The sequence below is a fragment of the Agrobacterium sp. S7/73 genome, assembly GCF_019355535.1.
In the GTDB taxonomy this organism is placed as follows: domain Bacteria; phylum Pseudomonadota; class Alphaproteobacteria; order Rhizobiales; family Rhizobiaceae; genus Agrobacterium; species Agrobacterium tumefaciens.
Map to the genome: position 1 here is coordinate 493,997 of NZ_CP072138.1, position 17,806 is coordinate 511,802.

The 17,806-nt window shown below is 56.6% G+C and carries 23 protein-coding genes; 16 read left to right on the forward strand and 7 right to left on the reverse strand.

All coding sequences use genetic code 11. The features are described 5' to 3' along the window. Window positions 1–283: 283 nt before the first annotated feature. Window positions 284–1,000, reverse strand: a complete 717-nt coding sequence (locus J5276_RS26905; RefSeq protein ID WP_111792069.1) for a class I SAM-dependent methyltransferase — start codon at window positions 998–1,000, stop codon at window positions 284–286. Between the two features lie 83 nt (window positions 1,001–1,083). On the opposite strand from J5276_RS26905, the gene J5276_RS26910 reads away from it, so the two are divergent. The 3 genes from J5276_RS26910 (at window position 1,084) to J5276_RS26920 (ending at window position 3,790) form a co-directional block, all read left to right on the forward strand. Further along, on the forward strand, window positions 1,084–1,848 hold the full coding sequence (locus tag J5276_RS26910; RefSeq protein WP_209159930.1) for an AraC family transcriptional regulator: 765 nt from the start codon (window positions 1,084–1,086) through the stop codon (window positions 1,846–1,848). 760 nt (window positions 1,849–2,608) lie between these two features. Beyond that, entirely contained in the window at window positions 2,609–3,073 is a 465-nt protein-coding gene (locus J5276_RS26915; RefSeq protein ID WP_209159931.1) for a hypothetical protein, read from the forward strand. Window positions 3,074–3,169: 96 nt separating this feature from the next. Beyond that, window positions 3,170–3,790 carry a tyrosine-type recombinase/integrase gene (locus J5276_RS26920; RefSeq protein ID WP_209159932.1) on the forward strand — a complete coding sequence of 207 codons (621 nt, stop codon included), beginning with the start codon at window positions 3,170–3,172 and terminating at the stop codon, window positions 3,788–3,790. 93 nt (window positions 3,791–3,883) lie between these two features. Here the strand turns inward: J5276_RS26920 and J5276_RS26925 are convergent, their stop codons facing one another. The 5 genes from J5276_RS26925 to J5276_RS26945 form a co-directional block, all read right to left on the reverse strand. Further along, entirely contained in the window at window positions 3,884–4,171 is a 288-nt protein-coding gene (locus J5276_RS26925) for a hypothetical protein (RefSeq protein WP_209159933.1), read from the reverse strand. Between the two features lie 178 nt (window positions 4,172–4,349). After that, window positions 4,350–4,739, reverse strand: a complete 390-nt coding sequence (locus tag J5276_RS26930) for a hypothetical protein (RefSeq protein WP_247750009.1) — start codon at window positions 4,737–4,739, stop codon at window positions 4,350–4,352. Between the two features lie 179 nt (window positions 4,740–4,918). Beyond that, the gene (locus J5276_RS26935; RefSeq protein ID WP_209159935.1) at window positions 4,919–5,230 is read right to left on the reverse strand and encodes a hypothetical protein; all 312 of its coding nucleotides are present in this window, start codon (window positions 5,228–5,230) and stop codon (window positions 4,919–4,921) included. A gap of 369 nt (window positions 5,231–5,599) precedes the next feature. After that, the gene (locus J5276_RS26940; protein ID WP_112651597.1) at window positions 5,600–6,004 is read right to left on the reverse strand and encodes a host attachment protein; all 405 of its coding nucleotides are present in this window, start codon (window positions 6,002–6,004) and stop codon (window positions 5,600–5,602) included. A 357-nt stretch (window positions 6,005–6,361) separates the two neighbouring features. Continuing rightward, on the reverse strand, window positions 6,362–6,724 hold the full coding sequence (locus J5276_RS26945; protein WP_013637404.1) for a transcriptional regulator: 363 nt from the start codon (window positions 6,722–6,724) through the stop codon (window positions 6,362–6,364). 93 nt (window positions 6,725–6,817) lie between these two features. On the opposite strand from J5276_RS26945, the gene J5276_RS30580 reads away from it, so the two are divergent. The 13 genes from J5276_RS30580 to virB11 are packed head-to-tail and all read left to right on the forward strand — an operon-like array spanning window position 6,818 to window position 16,964. Next, window positions 6,818–7,357: a hypothetical protein gene (locus tag J5276_RS30580; RefSeq protein ID WP_247750010.1), complete on the forward strand. Its 540-nt coding sequence runs from the start codon at window positions 6,818–6,820 to the stop codon at window positions 7,355–7,357. 1 nt (window position 7,358) lies between these two features. Next, entirely contained in the window at window positions 7,359–8,048 is a 690-nt protein-coding gene (locus J5276_RS26950) for a type IV secretion system protein VirB1 (RefSeq protein WP_209159936.1), read from the forward strand. Continuing rightward, the gene (locus J5276_RS26955) at window positions 8,045–8,344 is read left to right on the forward strand and encodes a TrbC/VirB2 family protein (RefSeq protein WP_013637407.1); all 300 of its coding nucleotides are present in this window, start codon (window positions 8,045–8,047) and stop codon (window positions 8,342–8,344) included. Before J5276_RS26950 ends, J5276_RS26955 begins: the two co-directional genes overlap by 4 nt. Before the next feature lie 2 nt (window positions 8,345–8,346). Next, window positions 8,347–8,688 carry a type IV secretion system protein VirB3 gene (locus J5276_RS26960; RefSeq protein WP_013637408.1) on the forward strand — a complete coding sequence of 114 codons (342 nt, stop codon included), beginning with the start codon at window positions 8,347–8,349 and terminating at the stop codon, window positions 8,686–8,688. Next, complete coding sequence (locus J5276_RS26965; protein ID WP_025591464.1) at window positions 8,681–11,062, forward strand: VirB4 family type IV secretion/conjugal transfer ATPase; 2,382 nt, start codon at window positions 8,681–8,683, stop codon at window positions 11,060–11,062. Before J5276_RS26960 ends, J5276_RS26965 begins: the two co-directional genes overlap by 8 nt. Next, window positions 11,062–11,760, forward strand: a complete 699-nt coding sequence (gene virB5 / locus J5276_RS26970; protein WP_112153474.1) for a P-type DNA transfer protein VirB5 — start codon at window positions 11,062–11,064, stop codon at window positions 11,758–11,760. Before J5276_RS26965 ends, virB5 begins: the two co-directional genes overlap by 1 nt. Continuing rightward, window positions 11,757–11,990 carry an EexN family lipoprotein gene (locus tag J5276_RS26975; protein WP_003517253.1) on the forward strand — a complete coding sequence of 78 codons (234 nt, stop codon included), beginning with the start codon at window positions 11,757–11,759 and terminating at the stop codon, window positions 11,988–11,990. Before virB5 ends, J5276_RS26975 begins: the two co-directional genes overlap by 4 nt. A gap of 4 nt (window positions 11,991–11,994) precedes the next feature. Further along, window positions 11,995–12,930 (forward strand): type IV secretion system protein, encoded by a 936-nt coding sequence (locus J5276_RS26980; RefSeq protein ID WP_013637412.1) that lies wholly within the window; start codon window positions 11,995–11,997, stop codon window positions 12,928–12,930. Between the two features lie 35 nt (window positions 12,931–12,965). After that, window positions 12,966–13,232 carry a hypothetical protein gene (locus J5276_RS26985; RefSeq protein WP_025591470.1) on the forward strand — a complete coding sequence of 89 codons (267 nt, stop codon included), beginning with the start codon at window positions 12,966–12,968 and terminating at the stop codon, window positions 13,230–13,232. A 3-nt stretch (window positions 13,233–13,235) separates the two neighbouring features. Further along, window positions 13,236–13,907 carry a virB8 family protein gene (locus tag J5276_RS26990; protein WP_003517248.1) on the forward strand — a complete coding sequence of 224 codons (672 nt, stop codon included), beginning with the start codon at window positions 13,236–13,238 and terminating at the stop codon, window positions 13,905–13,907. Further along, on the forward strand, window positions 13,904–14,758 hold the full coding sequence (gene virB9, locus J5276_RS26995) for a P-type conjugative transfer protein VirB9 (RefSeq protein WP_019565728.1): 855 nt from the start codon (window positions 13,904–13,906) through the stop codon (window positions 14,756–14,758). The genes J5276_RS26990 and virB9 overlap by 4 nt, the downstream gene beginning before the upstream one ends. Window positions 14,759–14,772: 14 nt before the next feature. Then, window positions 14,773–15,945, forward strand: coding sequence for a type IV secretion system protein VirB10 (virB10, locus tag J5276_RS27000; RefSeq protein WP_112153473.1), 1,173 nt, complete (start codon window positions 14,773–14,775; stop codon window positions 15,943–15,945). 8 nt (window positions 15,946–15,953) lie between these two features. Continuing rightward, the gene (gene virB11, locus J5276_RS27005; RefSeq protein WP_080850391.1) at window positions 15,954–16,964 is read left to right on the forward strand and encodes a P-type DNA transfer ATPase VirB11; all 1,011 of its coding nucleotides are present in this window, start codon (window positions 15,954–15,956) and stop codon (window positions 16,962–16,964) included. A gap of 342 nt (window positions 16,965–17,306) precedes the next feature. On the opposite strand, the gene J5276_RS27010 is transcribed toward virB11, so the two are convergent. Further along, a complete protein-coding gene (locus J5276_RS27010; RefSeq protein WP_003517240.1) occupies window positions 17,307–17,582 on the reverse strand; it encodes a helix-turn-helix transcriptional regulator in 276 nt (91 codons plus the stop codon). Window positions 17,583–17,806: the final 224 nt, after the last annotated feature.

Sequence of the window (17,806 nt, forward strand, 5' to 3'; positions counted from 1 at the left end):
CGATTTTTATCATATGAGCCAAGGGCACCGAGCCGAGCGGGACCGTGTATTTCGGCGCATCGGCCTTTTCCGGATATACGCCTTCGTTCAAGTCGCTCGCGTTGTCGCTTCGAATGCCTGAAAGCTATCCTCTAGCTGCGCGAGTGTGCTCATACGGCGTTTTTCGCCCCGGCGTTACGTTGAGCCATCGGGGTTCGGGCTGACAATTTGCCAATACCGGATGGCTTAGAGTGAACTTGTCTCTTTGATCCAAACTGTCTGCAAATCGAGCAGATTATGGCGCTCACTTAGCGTTCCCCACGTGTCGGGCAAGCCATGCTCCCCAAAACAGGCTTGCAAAAAACCGAAGCGGTTCGTTGAAACCAACGCCCTCCAGCAACGAAATGACCTCGTCTTCCGATCGGGGTGGCTCCGCACCCTGCAGAATCTTGCCCATTTTGGCCTGGACCTCTTCAGGCCCGGCGCCGTTCATACGCCAGCGTGCTGCCCAGGCTGCCATGAGCAGGGGCTGAGAGGCATACGCCCGATAATTCCCCGCCACAATCAGGGGCGCGTCAGGATACAGCCGCATTGCAATCTGCGCCAGAACATCCTGCTTTGCGGCGTTCCCTGGCAAATGGTGCAGCACGCCGATCATGATTGCAGCGTCAAACGATGGAGCTCTATCCAGATCGGAGACGGTTCCGAGGACGGACTCCACCCGGTCAGACACTTCGGCCCTGACCAGATGATCGCGTGCAAGGTTGAGCATCGGTGCTGAAGGATCGACGGCGACAAAGGACCATTGCGGTTCCAGCCTAGCGGCGGCGATGATTTCGCCCGCCGTACCGCCAGCCCCGACAACCAGCACCCGTGCCGACGTTCCTTCGCCCAGAGCTGCAGACAGCATGCAGGCGGAAAGCTCGTGGCAGGCGTCATATCCGGCCAGCGCTATCCTGCTCTGTCGTGCGTATTCCCCTGCGCGGGAGGCGTCAAATTTGGCTGCAGAATCCTGTGTCATGCTGTCTCTTGTCTGTTTAGACGTGCTGGCGTGCTTCGCTCAAGGAGGATACAAGATTTGCGATCAGGAAAGGGAGGAAATACATGACTGAAAGTTCAGATTCCGGGCGAAAACATGATCGGTTGACGGCTTTCCTGAAAGCCTTTCATCTTGGCGCATCACGTTGCGATTGTGCTGAAGCCGCTAACCTCCTGATCATCAATGTCCATGGCGCAGGTGAACCGACCCATCTGCTTTATCGCGCCAGATCCACGGCGTCGCTGCCGGATGGCGCAGCTATATGCGCTGGCGCCACAGTGGATTTTGGCGGTAGTGCCAATCCGTTGGTCGGTGCACTGCCAGACGAATTGTGCCTTTCACTGGCTAACGAACCGGAATTGCGCGGTTTGTGTCAACTGATGGTGGCCGAGGTCGAGGTCGCCCGCTGTGGTGGCGGTACTATCGAGGCGCGTCTATGCGAGATCATCGTCGTGCTCGCGATCCGCAAGGCAATAGCGATCGGCACGGTCGATGCGGGATTACTGGCGGGTCTGGCGCACCCCGCACTGCATCCCAGCCTTGTGGCCATACATGACAATCCGGCGCGAAATTGGCGGATTGCGGACCTTGCCGCCATAGCGGATATGTCGCGCGGACAATTCATTTCCACCTTCACGCAAACCGTTGCCCAGTCGCCTATCGCCTACCTCAATGGCTGGCGCCTGGCGCTCGGACGAGCAGAACTGCGCGCCGGACGAAGTGTTAAATCGGTCGCCGCCGGGGTCGGCTTCGGCAGCGCCGCCGCATTTTCCCGCGCCTATTCCCGCAAGTTCGGCTCACCGCCGGCCCAGAGCAAACCACGACCATGAGGCAGAGGATCTTAATTCCCTACAGCGCTTCGGCCCTCTCGGCCAATACTGAGGCCACTTTCCAGGGCACGCCCGCCGATGATCGTGTCGAGTGGCACGATCTGGGAGAGAGTTTCCCAGACGAACGTTCGATTTGGCGACCGTCATGTTTCTCACACGAGATCTTTGGGGAAGCTGCGAGCGCGGCATAAGGACGGAGCGCAAGGCAAGCTTTTGGATTAGTTGCTCGCGGCGGCTTTTGGGCGTTGGCGTTCTGGCGCCAAACGGCCAGAATGGGATCGGGTCTGGCAAGCGGGCAAAGCGGCTTCAATCGGTCGTTCGGCCCCCAATTAAGTTCACGGAAGCTTCCGTTCGCTAAACCAGCCGGTCCTCACAGACGCATCGGTTCACCTTTGAATGCGAGCTAAACAATGGCGTCGACGAGGCGACCCATCGGTTCCTCTTCAGGCGCGCGATCGACCTGCGCGAGAACGCCGAAATGGCAACGCTGCCCTATTGCATGCGTCGTTACCTTTACAGCTAAGGCCCCCCGCGATGATTGCTTCCGGGAAGTCAGCCCGCATAGTGAACGGCGATAATGGGGTCGGCTCCGGCCAGTCGGCAAAGCGCCTTCGTGTCGGTCACAGAGGCCATCATGGGACGCACCTGAAAGCAGGCAACGCTTCGCAGCGGCGTAAAACGTCACCTGTGCGACAGTTGCAGTCATCCGATTTTTTATAGAAGGTGACCGTCGCCCGTCCACTTTCTCCATGAGGATGCCTTGGAAATTGACATTCGCATCGCAGGTATAGCTGAGAAACCGAAGGTTCGAGAGATGCTCTCTGTTTATCTTCGTGAGCTAAGCCAGTATGGCGATGTAGATTATGAGTACAGCTTCCTTGACAGCTACTGGGTAGACCAAGACCGCTGGCCGTACATCATTTCGGTTGGCAAAGAGACTGCCGGGATCACTCTCATAAACACGTGGTCGCCTTCGGGAAAGGGCACTGACTTCGCTGTTGCCGAGTTCTATGTGCGCCCCGAGTTCCGGGGTTCGGGAACCGGAACACGGGCATTTTCCATTGTCCTTTCCAACCGTCCGGGCACGTGGGAGCTTAGCGTGATGTCGAAGAACGAGGCAGGAAAGGCGTTTTGGGAAAAGGCCTTGGCAAAGGCTGCCGTGTCGAAGATCGAAAGGATCGATCTTCATGGAGAATTCGCCTATCGCTTCTCCTATAAACGGTAGCCGTTGGTCCGGTTTGGGCCGGGTAGCGACGAGATATGCTACTATTGGTCGGCCTGATGGAGGCGACGCGGCGGGAGGAGTGGCGGAGGATTCGGGATGGATACCGTCGCACTGCGTAATCGTTCTCCATGGAACAAGGGAATTCTGGTCGGACAGAAGCGACCACTGCAGCCAAAGAACGTTTGGTCGATCCGCGTCAGGCTCGAAATGAGTGGGGCGACCCGAGAGCTGGCGCTGTTCAACCTTGCCATCGACAGCAAGCTCCGCGCTTGCGACCTGGTCAAGCTGAGGGTTGAGGACCTATGGTCGGGTAGTTCGATCCGGGACCGAGCGACCATCATCCAGAAGAAGACGAAGCGACCCGTGCAGTTTGAGGTGACGGAGCAGACGAAGACCGCGCTCGTGGCATGGCTTCCCTTCGTTCGAAGGAACGGCGGCAGCTATCTATTTCCAAGCCGTCGGAAGACGTCGCATCATTTGTCCACGAGGCAATACGCTCGGATTGTCCACCGTTGGGTCTCGTCTATCGGGCTTGATGCCAGCGCCTACGGCACCCACTCCATGAGGCGAACCAAGGCAGCGCAGATTTACAAGAAGACAGGTAACCTCCGGGCCGTCCAGATTCTGCTCGGTCATACGAAGCTGGAAAGCACCGTTCGATATCTCGGCGTCGAGGTGGATGATGCCCTCAGAATTGCCGAGCAGATCGAGCTATAGGTTCTTGACCATCGGCAATAGCCGGTGGTCTCTCTCGCGCCAAAAGCGGTCATATCATTGCCGCGACTTTAGCTACCTATACCGAGAGGGTTGTCACGGCCTTGATTTGGGCCCTTGCAGCTGTTGCACGTTCGCTAACCACGCAATTAACGACGTAAACGCTGGCAAGGTATCCACAACGCAGTTTTCCTCAGCGGCCCATGCCAAAACTTCCAGCTCATCCGCTATTGCGCTGGCCTCGACAATCAATGGGTAGGGTAAGCCTTCAAGCGCCACAACATTTTCTCGGTAATTCTCAATGAAGGCGACCAGCGGCAGCTTCCCTATCGAGAAATCCTGCCAAGTCGCCTTAATTCTTTCAAGTATCGTTGCGTTCGACATTTGATATCCGATTGCCCAAGCGAAACTTCCAAGTCTAATTAACACGGCAGGAACATTCAATTCAAAGTCCGGTTAGGGCCGACAGGAGACGCTCTGCTGCAAGAAGGGTTGCCGTCGGATTTTCCGTCATCCCCGTTGCTCGGTTTCTTGCTATTTTTCGCTGAGTGCGTGTTGAACCTTACATCCTGCGCTCGGTACTCTTAAGTGAGCTGGAGAGCCCGGAAACGCGACTGGCCTCACGCTGCTGCAAGACATGCCGGGATTCGGCCAGTATCTCGCGATACCTTTGGATCTTGGTTGCTTTCATCCTGAATAAGTCGTCGACTGATACCGTTGCCTGCTGCACCGGAAAAGCCACTTCGTTTTCCAGAAGGTCGAGCAAAAGGTTTCGCATCACTGCGTTTTCTTCTCGAAGTTTCGCGAGCTCAATAGCCTTCCCACTCGACTCAAATTTCCGTGCGATAGCTTTGTCGATATCGTGTTCGACAAGCAGAATCTTGGCGGCATAGTACCGGCAAGCAAAGAATGCTGTTACGAGCGCGCACAACGCGATGAAAATGTAGATCATTTCGACCTCCAGGTTATCCTGAAAGTCGATATTCGGAAGCCGGATTTCAATACGCGATTCACTCGGCAAACCAAAATGGCTCCTCTTTGATGAGGAACCGGGGCCGTAAACGTATCAAGTTCATCGTGATTGAAACGGTGACTGTCAGTCGCTTCAATCTTACATATTTTGGTTTCTTGTTACCTTAGCAGGTACTTCGCCTTCCTCACGGGGTATGCGAGAGGCTCACCATTTTCCAAGATGAAACCCATACGGTACATGCACCTGCGCATTTCGGGAGAGCCATACGCACCTGCATAAATACCGGCGGGGTGGTATGATGGGTAAGATTCAAAACTGCATCTGTCGAGTGCTGATCGATAGGCGATCTCACGTACGTGGTCACCCGTCACCGGAACGGTACCGTAAAGATGCAATTGAGTCCGCGCTTCCGCGACGGCTGCCGTGAAGGTAACGCCCAGAATCACGCTTAGAGCCAGCTTGAGTTTCATGACACGCCTCCAAATGAACAATTATGACGAGCAACGGAGATTTCGTCCGGTTTGTTCCCTCGCTCAGACGCAGTTGCGCAATTGTGGTCTCTTCGCCCCCACGGTCGGAGTACATGCCACTTTCTTTTCCCCTTTGGGCCAACTTCGGGGGTGACGTCAGCTTTGCGCCTTCGTACCGGCTATTCAGATCAGTCCCGCCATCTCCTGAAATAAGACGTAAGTAAAAAGTTGTGGCGACGTTCCTGTCAGGAACAGTCTAGCAAAATTTGGCAACACTAAATTGTTGCCAATTCTCTACATTCCTAACGAGCGCCAAGCAAAAACCCCGCCGGGGATGGCGGGGCCGATCACGCCGTTTAGATGCAGGATTTAAGCGCTAGCAAGTGCTTTCTCGATATCCCGCACAGAATGGCCAGTCAGATCTTTATCCAGTTCTCCAATAAGAACTTCCGACAACGACTTATGGTAGCCCTTGCGCATCTCACCCAGTGTGCGCGGTGCCGCGATAATCACCAGACTTTTAATCTTGCCCTCAAGCACCTGCTTGTTCAGCATATCCGTAACACCTGCACCAAACCCGTCTTCGTCTTGCTGGCTATCGTCGGGATTAGCCGAGCTACTGGAATGTCGGGCGCCGGAAGAGATCTTCGAGCTGTCGATCGCCGGATCTGGCAACGCTGTCAGATTGACAGTCGCCGCATCTCCGTCGTTCCGAAAAAGGCTAAGCTTTTCGCCATCGGCAACGGCAACGACCGTGTTCTGCGGAAGGTTCATGTTGATCTCCTTGGTGAGCAGCTCGAGCCCAGATGACCGACCCTGCTTGTTTCTATCAGAGAATAACCTCGCTACAGACCATCCGTTCCGCAGTCTGCCCGACAAAACTACAGGATTGGCGTATCGCCGTGATCAGTCACCCCAGCCAAATGCTTGATGGCCTGCCTCGCGCCATCGCTGTGGCAGAGGGTCAGTCGAGGCTGCTGTGCCAAGCACAGACCCCTGGAACGAACTCGGCAGTATGCATCGGCAGCGAAAATCTTCCGCGACAATGATGGTGAGCGGTACGGCACATGCCGACCCTTTAATCTAAAACGGCGTCCACATTAAATACTGTATAAAACATGCCTTGTAAAATCACGCATTTCCGGTCGCCGCGGCACCACCAAGCGCGGCAAAAACCTGCGGGGAAAACTCAAACTGTCGAGCCGTTCCTCGTCCCATTGAGTTTCTTCCCAGCGTTTCCGTAAGGATGCCCCGCCGGACCAAGAGTTCAATGGTTTCGATCACCCCACCACGCGTCATTCCGGTAATATCAATCACATTTGAAAGCGTTAACTTCTGATGCGCCTGGTGCATCAGATAGAGAATATTCATCATGCCGATCTGTTTGATGCGCGACTGCGCCGATTCACCGTCGATCGGCTTCTCCAGGATTTCACGCACCGCAAATACGGACAAGGCCTGACTCTGCCATCTTTCACTTAAATTGCTTGCCATCGTTTTAACTATCTATTATTTGCATAGTCAAATAATTGAGACGAGTCGCCGTTCAGTTGAGGCGGACATTTAGAAAGACGGAGGGTAGGGGGCATGAAGGGCCTTTTCTTTCGAATGATCATCGCAGCGTCAGGGTTCGTTTCACTCTATACCATTTCGGAGCGAACCGCTCGTGCCGACGAATGGGGGTGCCAGGTTATCCTGTGCTTATCCAATCCCGGCGGTCCGACCCAGTATGGCGAATGCAGGCCGCCCGTCGAGAAGCTTTGGAGGTGGTTGGCAAAAGGGCGTTCGTTTCCAACTTGCGCGGGCGTGGGTTTTCAGACCTCTCGCCCTTTGTACGAACCATATTACTGCAACGCCGGCTACCGCTTATCTGCTGGCTACGGTCCCAGCGGACGTGACGCGACGTGCATTTCCACGTCACTGCAAGCCGTGAGCGACAGCTTTTGCCGGCGAGATCGAGACGGTGGCGATCCGAACAAAGGCTCTGTCACGTCACCGAGGTGGCAAAGGGTAGACGGGCGATACCAATGCCTGGCCAATACCGTGGCGCGACCCCTGGTCCGCGAGAAACCTCGATACGTCGATGTGACGATTGAGGGCGTCGGCACGCAGAGGGTGTGGTTCTGACATGCCCGTTGTCTTCTCAGATCTTGCGCAGACCTGCGCACCCTTCGTTGCATCGGAGGCTCTTGCGGGTGTGGTCAGCCCCGAAAGCCGGTTCGCTCCGTTCACCATCAGGATCAACAGCCGTGCACCGCTCGGGCGGCAACCTGCGACCAAGGCCGATGTAATCGAAGTCGCCGCATCCTCGGAGGCAACATGCCATGACATACACATTGGTCCCGACGGGGTCGGGCCGGAAGAACTGCGCAGATTGAACCTCTCGATAACAGCCGCTTTCGCTCGTTGCCTTAACCTGAACGCTCCAGCGACGCCATTCGACGGCTATTGCTGCCTCTCGGTGAAGGTGGATGCTGACAGTCCCAGGGCCGAGCAGGTGCTGCAATCCTGCTATGGACGTGACGATCCGTCGGTCGGGGGCGTGGTCAACTATGGCGATCAGGTTCGCCGCGAAATCGAACGGTTCGGGCCGACAGTGGCTCGATTTACAATCGGCGACACGGGAAAAGGGTTGCAGACAAACGTGTCGGCGAATTCTTCCCAAGCAGACGTCGTTGCCGAAGTGGTGGCGGAAAACACTCCGGGGGAAGCACACGCGATCGCGGCGGCGTCCGCGTGGGACATCTTCAAGACCCGAAGCCGTTCATCCGTCCTGGTGTTTCAAGACAATCAATTGGAATTGGAGCAGAGTGAATGATAATCAGTTCCCGGATCAGACCCGTCGTCGCTTCGTCCGTCATGGCTGCCGCCATTGTAGTGACGATGGTTGAGCCCGCCTTCGCGCAAGCCGCCGGCATCGAAACCGTCCTGCAGAACATCGTCGACATGTTGACGGGAAACATTGCCAAGCTTCTCGCTGTGATTGCGGTCATCGTCATCTGCATCGCCTGGATGTTTGGTTATATGGACCTGAGGCGAGCGGGCTTCTGGATCATCGGAATTGGCGGCATCTTTGGCGCCACCGAACTCGTCAACACCATCGTCGGAGCCTGAAGATGGTGGGCGGACAAACGGTTCTCGAAGAAGACACACTCTTCATCGCGTGTACGCGTCCCGCGATGATTGCCGGTGTCACGATGGAGGCGATGGGCTTCAACATCATGGTCACGACGATCCTCTACATCGTCGCCGGATCTATCGCCTACGCGTTCGTCGGCATCGTTTTCCATCTCATCTTCAAAGCGCTCGTCAAGCACGATCACAACATGTTCCGCATCCTGCTCGCCTGGGTCGAGACACGCGGCCGTTCACGCAACGGTGCCTATTGGGGCGGGGCAACACTTTCCCCTCTGAGACTGACACGCCGCTTCGACGAAAGGGATATTGGAATTGCCTGACATCGCCACCCTTAGATCACGCGAACTCACGCCAGAGGCTTTTATCCCCTACGTGCGGCACATCGACGAGACGACAATCGCGCTCGAGTCCCGGACACTCATGGTCATGGTCGCGCTCGCAGGCGTATCGTTCGAAACTGCTGATCTGCTCGACATCAACGCGCTCCATCGCGACCTCAACACGCTCTATCGAAATATTGCCGATGAGCGGCTCGCGATCTGGACCCATCTCATTCGGCGCAGGGATAGCGACTATCCGGGCGGAACGTTCGCAACGCCATTCTCCGCCTCGCTCAACGAGAAATACCGGGAACGCATGGCGCGCGAACACCTTTTCCGCAACGATCTCTATCTGACCGTCCTTTGGTCGCCAGCGCGTGGCCCTGCAGACAAGGCGGGGAAGCTGCTGTCGTACCTTCGACGGTCAAAACGACTCGATATGGAGCTGGATGAAGAGGCTCTGAAACAGCTTAAGGACAAAGTCGTCAACGTAGTGGCGGGCTTGAGGCGCTTTGAGCCACGGGTCCTTTCTCTTTACGAACAGCAAGGCATGCTCTTCTCTGAACCGAGCGAGGTGCTGCACCAGCTCGTCGGCGGGAGGCGTGAGCGTGTGCCGCTTACCGAAGGTCGCGTCGCCTCGGCAATTTACTCTGATCGCGTAATCATAGGTCGGGAAACGATCGAGATCCGGCATGAGGCAGAAAGCCGCTTTGCCGGCATGCTGAGCTTCAAGGAATATCCAGCCCGCACCAGGACAGGCATGCTGGACGGAGTTCTAAATAGTCCGTTTGAGCTCATTCTCTCACAGTCGTTCTGCTTTGTGTCGAAGGCGGACGCTCGCGTCATCATGGGGCGTAAGCAAAACCAGTTGGTGAGCAGCGGCGACAAGGCGGCTTCGCAAATCGATGAACTTGACGATGCGATGGACGACCTGGAGTCCAACCGCTTCGTGATCGGCGAGCATCACCTGACACTCTCCGTCTTTGCGACCACGTTAAAGGAATTAACCGACAATCTGGCAAAGGTTCGCGCCAGCCTGACCAATGGCGGGGCTGTCGTTGCGCGCGAGGATCTTGGTCTCGAAGCGGCATGGTGGGCGCAACTTCCGGGCAATTTTCGTTACCGCGCGCGCTCAGGCGCGATCAGCTCGAAGAATTTCGCAGCATTGTCACCGTTCCATTCCTATCCGATCGGACAGAAGGACGGCAATGAGTGGGGACCCGCCGTCGCCCTGCTCAAGACCGCTTCAGGCTCGCCCTACTACTTCAATCTCCATTATGGCGATCTGGGCAACACCTTCATGTGCGGTCCGTCGGGAGCGGGCAAAACCGTGATTGTCAATTTCATGCTGTCACAGCTCGAGAAACACGACCCGCACGTGGTGTTCTTCGACAAGGATCGCGGCGCGGACCTTTATGTTCGCGCCGCCGGAGGCACCTACCTGCCGCTGAAGAACGGGGTCCCCACCGGCTGCGCTCCCTTAAAGGCCCTCAACCTGACGCCGGAGAACAAGGTGTTCCTGGCGCGCTGGATCGGCAAGCTTGTGGGTTCAGGGGCGCGGGAACTGACTGTCACCGAACTTCGCGACATCTCCGGCGCGATCGACGGCCTTGCCGACCTGCCCGCTGAGCGACGGACAATAGGGGCGCTGCGGGCTTTCCTCAACAATACGGATCCGGAAGGTATCGCGGCGAGGCTCCGCCGGTGGGAGGAGGGAGGGCCGCTCGGCTGGGTCTTCGACAATGTCATCGAAGATATCGGATTTGGGGATTTCGGCGGATCAGGGAAGTTCATCGGCTACGACATGACCGACTTCCTCGACAACGAGGAAATTCGCACACCGCTGATGGCCTATCTCTTCCATCGCGTCGAGCAGATGATCGATGGCCGCCGGATCATCATCGTCATCGACGAATTCTGGAAGGCGCTACAGGACGAGGGGTTCCGCGATCTTGCGCAAAACAAGCTGAAGACCATCCGCAAACAAAATGGGTTGATGCTGTTTGCCACGCAAAGCCCGCGCGACGCGCTGAACTCGCCAATCGCGCACACGATCATCGAGCAATGCCCGACACAGATCTTCCTGCCCAACTCGCGCGGCAACCATGCCGACTATGTCGATGGATTCAAGCTCACCGAGCGCGAATACGAATTGATAGCGCGCGAGCTTTCCGTTGAAAGCCGGAGGTTCGTGTTGAAGCAAGGACACAACAGCGTCGTTGCCGAGCTCGATCTCAACGGCTTCGATGACGAGCTCGCCATCCTCTCCGGCCGGACCGCCAATGTCGAACTTCTCGACGCGATCCGCGCGGAGGTTGGAGACGACGTCGAGAACTGGCTTCCCATTTTCCAACAGCGAAGGAGTGCTAGCTGATGACTTCCTATCGACTTCATGGCGTACTGCTCAGCGCGGTGCTCATGCTTGCCGCTGAAGGCGCGTCAGGGCAGGGGATTCCTGTCAACGATCAGGCTGCGATTGCCAAGCAGATCGAGAGCATCGCGCAGCTCAAGTCGCAACTCGACGCGCTCAATGAGCAGATCGGCCAGGCTCGGCAGCTTTATGGCTCGCTCAACAAGCTGACCGATATGGCGGATGTCGCCGAGGTTCTCAACGATCCGGCGATCCGCAAGGCGCTTCCCTCCGACTTCGCTGCCATCAAGGGATTGCTCAAAGGCAACGGTACCGGCGTGTTCGGTGATTCCGCCTCAAGGTTTCTGGAAGGTAACTCGACCTACCGCACTGACGCCGATGATTTCTACGCTCAGGAATTGTCCCGGCTTCAGAACAAGAATGCCGGGCAAATGAGCCTTGGTGAGCAAATCTACGATGCCGCGACCAAGCGCATCAACGGGATTGATCAGCTGCGGGGAAAGATTTCCACGGCTGGCGACGCCAAAGAGATTGCCGACCTGCAGGCTCGGCTGCAGGCCGAACAGGCATTTCTTCAGACCGACGTCCTGCGGATGGAGGGGCTGAGGATGGTGCAGCAGGCGCAGAACCAGGTCGACGAACAGCGCAAGGCGGAGGACTGGCGCCAACGGATGGACAATATGAAGGCGGCGCTGCAGTGAAGTGCACCCTCATCGTCCTTTCCCTGGTGCTCTTGTCGGCTTGTTCGCAAGAGGCGGAGCGAACTCATACGGTGGACGAGTTCGTCGCCGACACCGAATTGCTGTCCCGTACGATTACCGAGTGCCGCAACAACCCGGGTGCATTGCGCCAGACGCCCAATTGCCAGAACGCGGAAGCGGCCGAGGTTAAGCTCCGGCTCCAGAACATGCGCAAGGCATTGGGAGGCTGACCAAATGTACCAGGTGTTTGAGTTTATCGACGGTCAGTTCAAGCGGCCGTTGGAGACTTTCGTCTCGGATGGGACGTCGAACATAGCAGAATGGGTCGCTGGTCCGTTGACGGTGGCAGTGACCCTCTACGTCGTCCTCTACGGCTATCTCATCCTTCGGGGCTCGGTCCAGGAACCTATCCTTGACTTCGCCTTCCGCGCGATGAAGCTCGCGATCATAGTGATGCTGGTGAAGAACGCCGGCGAATATCAGACCTATGTCACAAACATCTTCTTCGATGTTTTGCCACGCGAGATCGCTCAGGCGCTGAATGCAGGTACGGCGCCGAGTGCCAGCACCTTTGACAGTCTGCTCGACAAGGGCCAGGCCTCTGCGACCGATATCTGGACCAGGGCTTCCTGGCCGATTGACATCGTCACAGGTGTGGGCGGCATCATGGTGATCGGCGTCAGCTTTCTGGTGGCGGGGATCGGTTATGTTGTTTCCCTTTATGCACGGTTGGCGCTGGCGATCGTCCTGGCGATCGGGCCGATTTTCATTGCGCTTGCCATGTTTCAATCGACGCGCCGTTTTACCGAGTCCTGGATCGGGCAGCTCGCAAACTTCGTGATCCTTCAGGTCCTTGTCGTTGCCGTCGGTTCGCTTTTGATCTCCTGCCTGGACTCGAGCTTCACCGCAATCGACAGCTACAGCGACGTCCTTATGCGCCCTATTGCTTTTTGTGCCATCGGGATAGCTGCCCTGTACATATTCTACCAGCTACCTGGCATTGCATCGGCGCTGGCGTCTGGCGGCGCCTCGCTGGTCTATGGTTACACGACCGCACGCGATGCGCATGAAGGCATGCTGGCCAGAGCAGCCTCCCACACCGGCCGGATGATCGGTCGCGGTGCTCGGTTTGCTCGCCGCGCCTTCGGATCAAGAAATGCCGGCGTATGACACCCAGTCCAGAACATTAGATAAAGGCCTGCTGAATGATTAAGCCTGCCCTGTTGATCGTCTTTTCAGCCACGCTTGTCGGCTGCGCTTCGATGACCTACCCATTGCCGAACTGCGACGGCTATTCGCGCCGCCCATTGAACCGCTCGATGTGGGACTGGGAGGGCGGCAGCAAGCTGAAACAGCAGCAATCCAACACGAGTTCGTCCACGTCCCTCACACCTTTCGTAAAAGAGGCCAGCGAGACTTCCGCTTTTGCGCATCTGGACATCGACGGTTCCTATCGCCGTTGTGAGGGATGAAACATGGTGACGACAGATAATCTCAAGAGCTACTTCGACAAAGCACGTCGTTTCGACCAGGACCGGATGATCCAGGTCGAGCGATCGAACAGGATTGCCTGGTCGATCGCCATAGTTTCAGGCATTGTCGCCGCTGTAGCCGTCTTCGCGGTCGCGTGTCTCACACCCCTCAAGACGGTTGAACCCTTTGTGGTGCGCGTCGACAATTCGACCGGCATTGTCGACGTCGTGTCAGCGCTGACATCGACGGCTGGCACCTACGATGAGGCGGTGACGAAATATTTCGCTGCAAAATATGTCCGGGCCCGCGAGGGTTACGTCTGGAGTGAAGCACAGGAAAATTTCCGCACCATCGCCCTCTTGTCGACGCAAGCGGAGCAAACGCGTTTCGCGGCCCTCTACCGTGGCAGCAACCCGCAATCGCCCCAGAATACTTATGGTCGCGGGGCTACAGCAAGGATCGATATCGCTTCAATCTCCCTCATCAATCAGAATGTCGTTTCCGTACGCTACATGCGAACCATCACGCGTGGCGAGGAAGTACGAACGACCCATTGGGTTGCGTCGATCACCTATTCCTACGCGAACGCTCCGATGTCCTCGACGGACCGGCTCGTAAACCCGCTCGGCTTCGTCGTCAGCGAGTATCGCGCTGATCCGGAGGAGGTGAGATGATGCGCATCCCTCGAATTCCTGCACTCATCGTGACCCTTTCGATGTCGCCGGCGTTTGCGCTTGAGATACCCCGAGGTGCCTCGCAAGACAGTCGTGTCCGGTTCGTGAACTACCAACCCTACAACATCACGCGGGTGGTCGGCACTCTGCGGTCATCCGTACAGGTCGAGTTCGCGGCGGACGAGGAAATCGCCCATGTCGCGCTCGGCAATAGCGTCGCCTGGGAAGTTGCGCCGGCCGGCAACATCCTGTTCCTGAAGCCACGCGAGAGCCAGCCGGTGACGAATATTTCCGTGGTTACGACGCGCAGGGATGGCTCGACCCGCAGCTACCAGATGGAACTGACGGCGCGCGATGGCTCCGTAGAGGCTGGCCAAAACACCTACTTCTACGTGAAGTACAGGTATCCAGGCGATGACGCCGAGCTTCGCCGCCAGCAGGCAGCGTCGAGGGCTCTCGCGGCCCAGGCGAAGGACGCCGACAATGTGCTGGCGCTTCACGAAGCCTATGGCCCTCGAAACTGGCGCTATTCTTCTCAGGGATCGCAGGCACTGGAGCCGCAAAGCGTCTACGACAACGGCAAGATTACAACGTTTGCCTTTGTGGGTAACCAGGAAATGCCCGCAATCTATATGGAGAACTCCGACGGCTCCGAAAGCCTTGTTCCGAAGTCGGTCGATGGAGATCTGGTGATGGTGCACGCGATCAGCCGCAAGTTCATCCTGCGTCGGGGCAAGGATGTGCTCTGCGTCTTCAACGAAGCCTACGACCGCGTCGGTATCAATCCTGACACCAACACAACGTCTCCTTCGGTGGAGCGCGTCGTGAAGCGCGATGTTACCGGGCGATAGGGAAGGGAACAGTCATGGCTCAGGAAGACGAGGATCGCATCCCCGGAGAGCGTGCCGAAACCGTCACCAGTCGTCAGATCGACAACAGCCCTCTCTTGAAACGCGGCGCTGTTGCCATTGCGATCATCGCGTTTGTCAGCTTCGCGCTTTGGTCGACGACGGGAAAGAAGGGAAGGGATGAAAATCTTCAGCCCGAACGGATCATTATTCGCCAGACGACCCCCTTCGAGGCCGCAAAAGAGAAAGTTGAACCGGACCAGGCGCTCCCTGAAGTAAAATTGCCAACGCCTCTCGTCGAACCGGTCATTGAAGAGCAGGATAAGCTGCTCGATTCCGCCCGCCGCGCGCCCGTGATGGCCTTCAGTGGAGGGCAGAGGAATCGGAAAGAGTTGAGGGAAAGCGACAGCTCTTATCCTTCCGACAACAGCAATTTCGTGCCGCTCGACAACAATATGTCTGTTCAGAACCAGCAAAACAATGAGCAGCATCGTTTCGATGGCCTGCTGCGGCCAACGCGGCTTGAAGGCTCAAGGGCCGGTACACTCGGAAACCGCAATTTCATCGTCGCGATGGGAACGACCATTCCCTGCGTTCTTGAAACCGCGTTAGCATCCGACCAGCCGGGATTTACCACTTGTGTGATCAACCGCGATGTTCTCTCTGACAATGGCAGGGTGGTCTTGATGGAAAAGGGCACGCAGGTTGTCGGCGAATATCGTGGAGGGCTTCAGCGCGGGCAAAAGCGCCTGTTCATTCTCTGGAATCGCGCGAAAACGCCGAAGGGCGTTATCGTCACTCTCGCATCACCAGCAACCGACGCACTGGGTCGTGCCGGTGTCGACGGCCATGTCGACACCCATTGGTGGGAGCGGTTCGGCAGCGCTCTTCTGCTTTCCATTGTCGGGGACGCGACGAACTATGCAAGCAGTCGGCTGCAGGACAGCGATGTCGACGCGCAAAAAACAACGAGTGCCAGTCAACAGGCGGCCGCCATCGCGGTCGAGCAGTCCATCAATATCCCGCCGACACTCAATAAGCACCAAGGTGAACCGGTTTCGATCTTTGTCGCTCGCGATCTCGACTTTTCCGGCATCTACGGTCTTCGGGTGACCGAACCCAGAAACCGCGTTTTCGATCGTGCAGTCCTGGGGGATTTCGCGCCACGATCGACGCTCCTAACGAAATAGAGCGCGAAATGTCAGAGAGGCAAGAATCGGCTGTCGTCAGCGAGCTGTTGAAGCCGTTTTCGACATTCCTTCAGGACAAGTCTCTCCTAGAGGTGATTGTCAATCGGCCCGGGCAGGTGTTGACGGAAGGTCCCGGTGGGTGGCGGACCTATGAAATGCCGGAGCTGACCTTCGAAAAGCTCATGCGTCTTGCCCGGGCAGTCGCAAGTTTTTCCCATCAGTCGATTGATGAGACGCGTCCAATATTGTCGGCGACGCTACCCGGGAACGAACGAATCCAGATCGTCATCCCCCCGGCGACCATCAATGACACTGTCAGCATGACAATCCGCAAGCCTTCCTCGGTCGACTTCAGTCTTGATGATCTGGAGGAAAAGGGATTTTTCCAGACAGCGTGCGCAGCGACCAGTACCTCCTCCTCCGCGCAGGATGAGGAACTGTGTGAAACATATCGTGCCGGCCGTTTTAAGGATTTCCTGCGGCAGGCCGTCATCGCTCGAAAAAACATCATCATTTCTGGCGCCACAGGTTCGGCGAAAACGACGCTTTCCAAAGCATTGATCAAGCATATTCCCGAAAACGAGAGGGTCATTTCAATCGAGGACACTCCCGAGCTCGTTATCTCACAACCGAACCACGTGCGCTTGTTCTACTCGAAAGGACGGCAGGGGCTTTCGCGTGCCGGACCGAAAGAGCTTCTCGAATCCTGTCTTCGTATGCGGCCGGATAGGATTCTGCTTCAGGAGCTTCGCGATGGGACGGCCTTTTATTATATCCGGAACGTGAATTCGGGCCATCCTGGCTCAATAACCACGGTCCATGCGAACTCGGCCGAATTGGCTTTTGAGCAACTGGTCCTGCTCGTTAAGGAGTCGCAGGGCGGCGCAGGCCTGGACCGGGCCGACATCGTGGCTTTTTTGAAGGCGAGTATCGATATCGTTGCTCAGTGCAGGCGACACAAAGGAAACTTTCGGCTGTCTGAGGTGTATTTCAGGAGTGAGTGTAGAGCCACGGAATAGCAAACTGAGCGACTCACGGAGTTCCGAGGTGCGGATTGTGGTCCTGATGTTTCTTGTTGGGTGTGTCTCCGTAAAGAGCGCCGAAAGCAGCACGGTAACCGTGTAAGTCGATAAGCGTAGTACACCTTAAGGCAACTCTGACGTATGCCTGCAAGATCCTCGTTGTCACTCATCCATGGAGTGTCGATCACAGATCAGGCGACAGCGGACAATATGCGGTCGGACAACCGCTTACAATACATCAAGAAAACAGTCTAAAGCGGCGAGGAATCTTGACTGGCCAGCCAGTCCAATCCAGTGAAGCCATCCATAACGTTACCAGCTTCATGCGCCGGGGCGAATTTATCGCCCGCTTGGCGCAGCAGCCGGAGACACAGGCGGCTGCTCGCGGAAAATCGCTTCCAAAGTAGCTAAAATACGCCGCACGGCATCGGAATGGCTGAAATAGTAGATCACCTGCGCTTCACGGCGGGTTTGTACGACGTTTGCATTGCGCAGCTTGGCGAGGTGTTGCGACAAGGCTGATTGGCTGAGGCCAACCCGGTGTGCCAGCTCACCAACCGGAATTTCGGCGTCAACGAGAATCCGCAGTATTGCGAGCCTTTTCGGGTTTTCCATCGCCGCTAAAAGCTTGGAGGCCGAAATAATTGATTGCTCATCCAGACATCTCTGTATCAAATCCGTATCCAAACCACTTTATGTCGCGGACGTTTAGGCCATAATCCTTGGCTAAGCCATTCGACGTGAACCTTTTTTAGAGGTTTAGAGCCGCGACCGGTAAGGCGCCAATGTTTATAATTAAGAATAGTCGAAAACTCTCACTCTCAAAAGGCGCGTGAAGC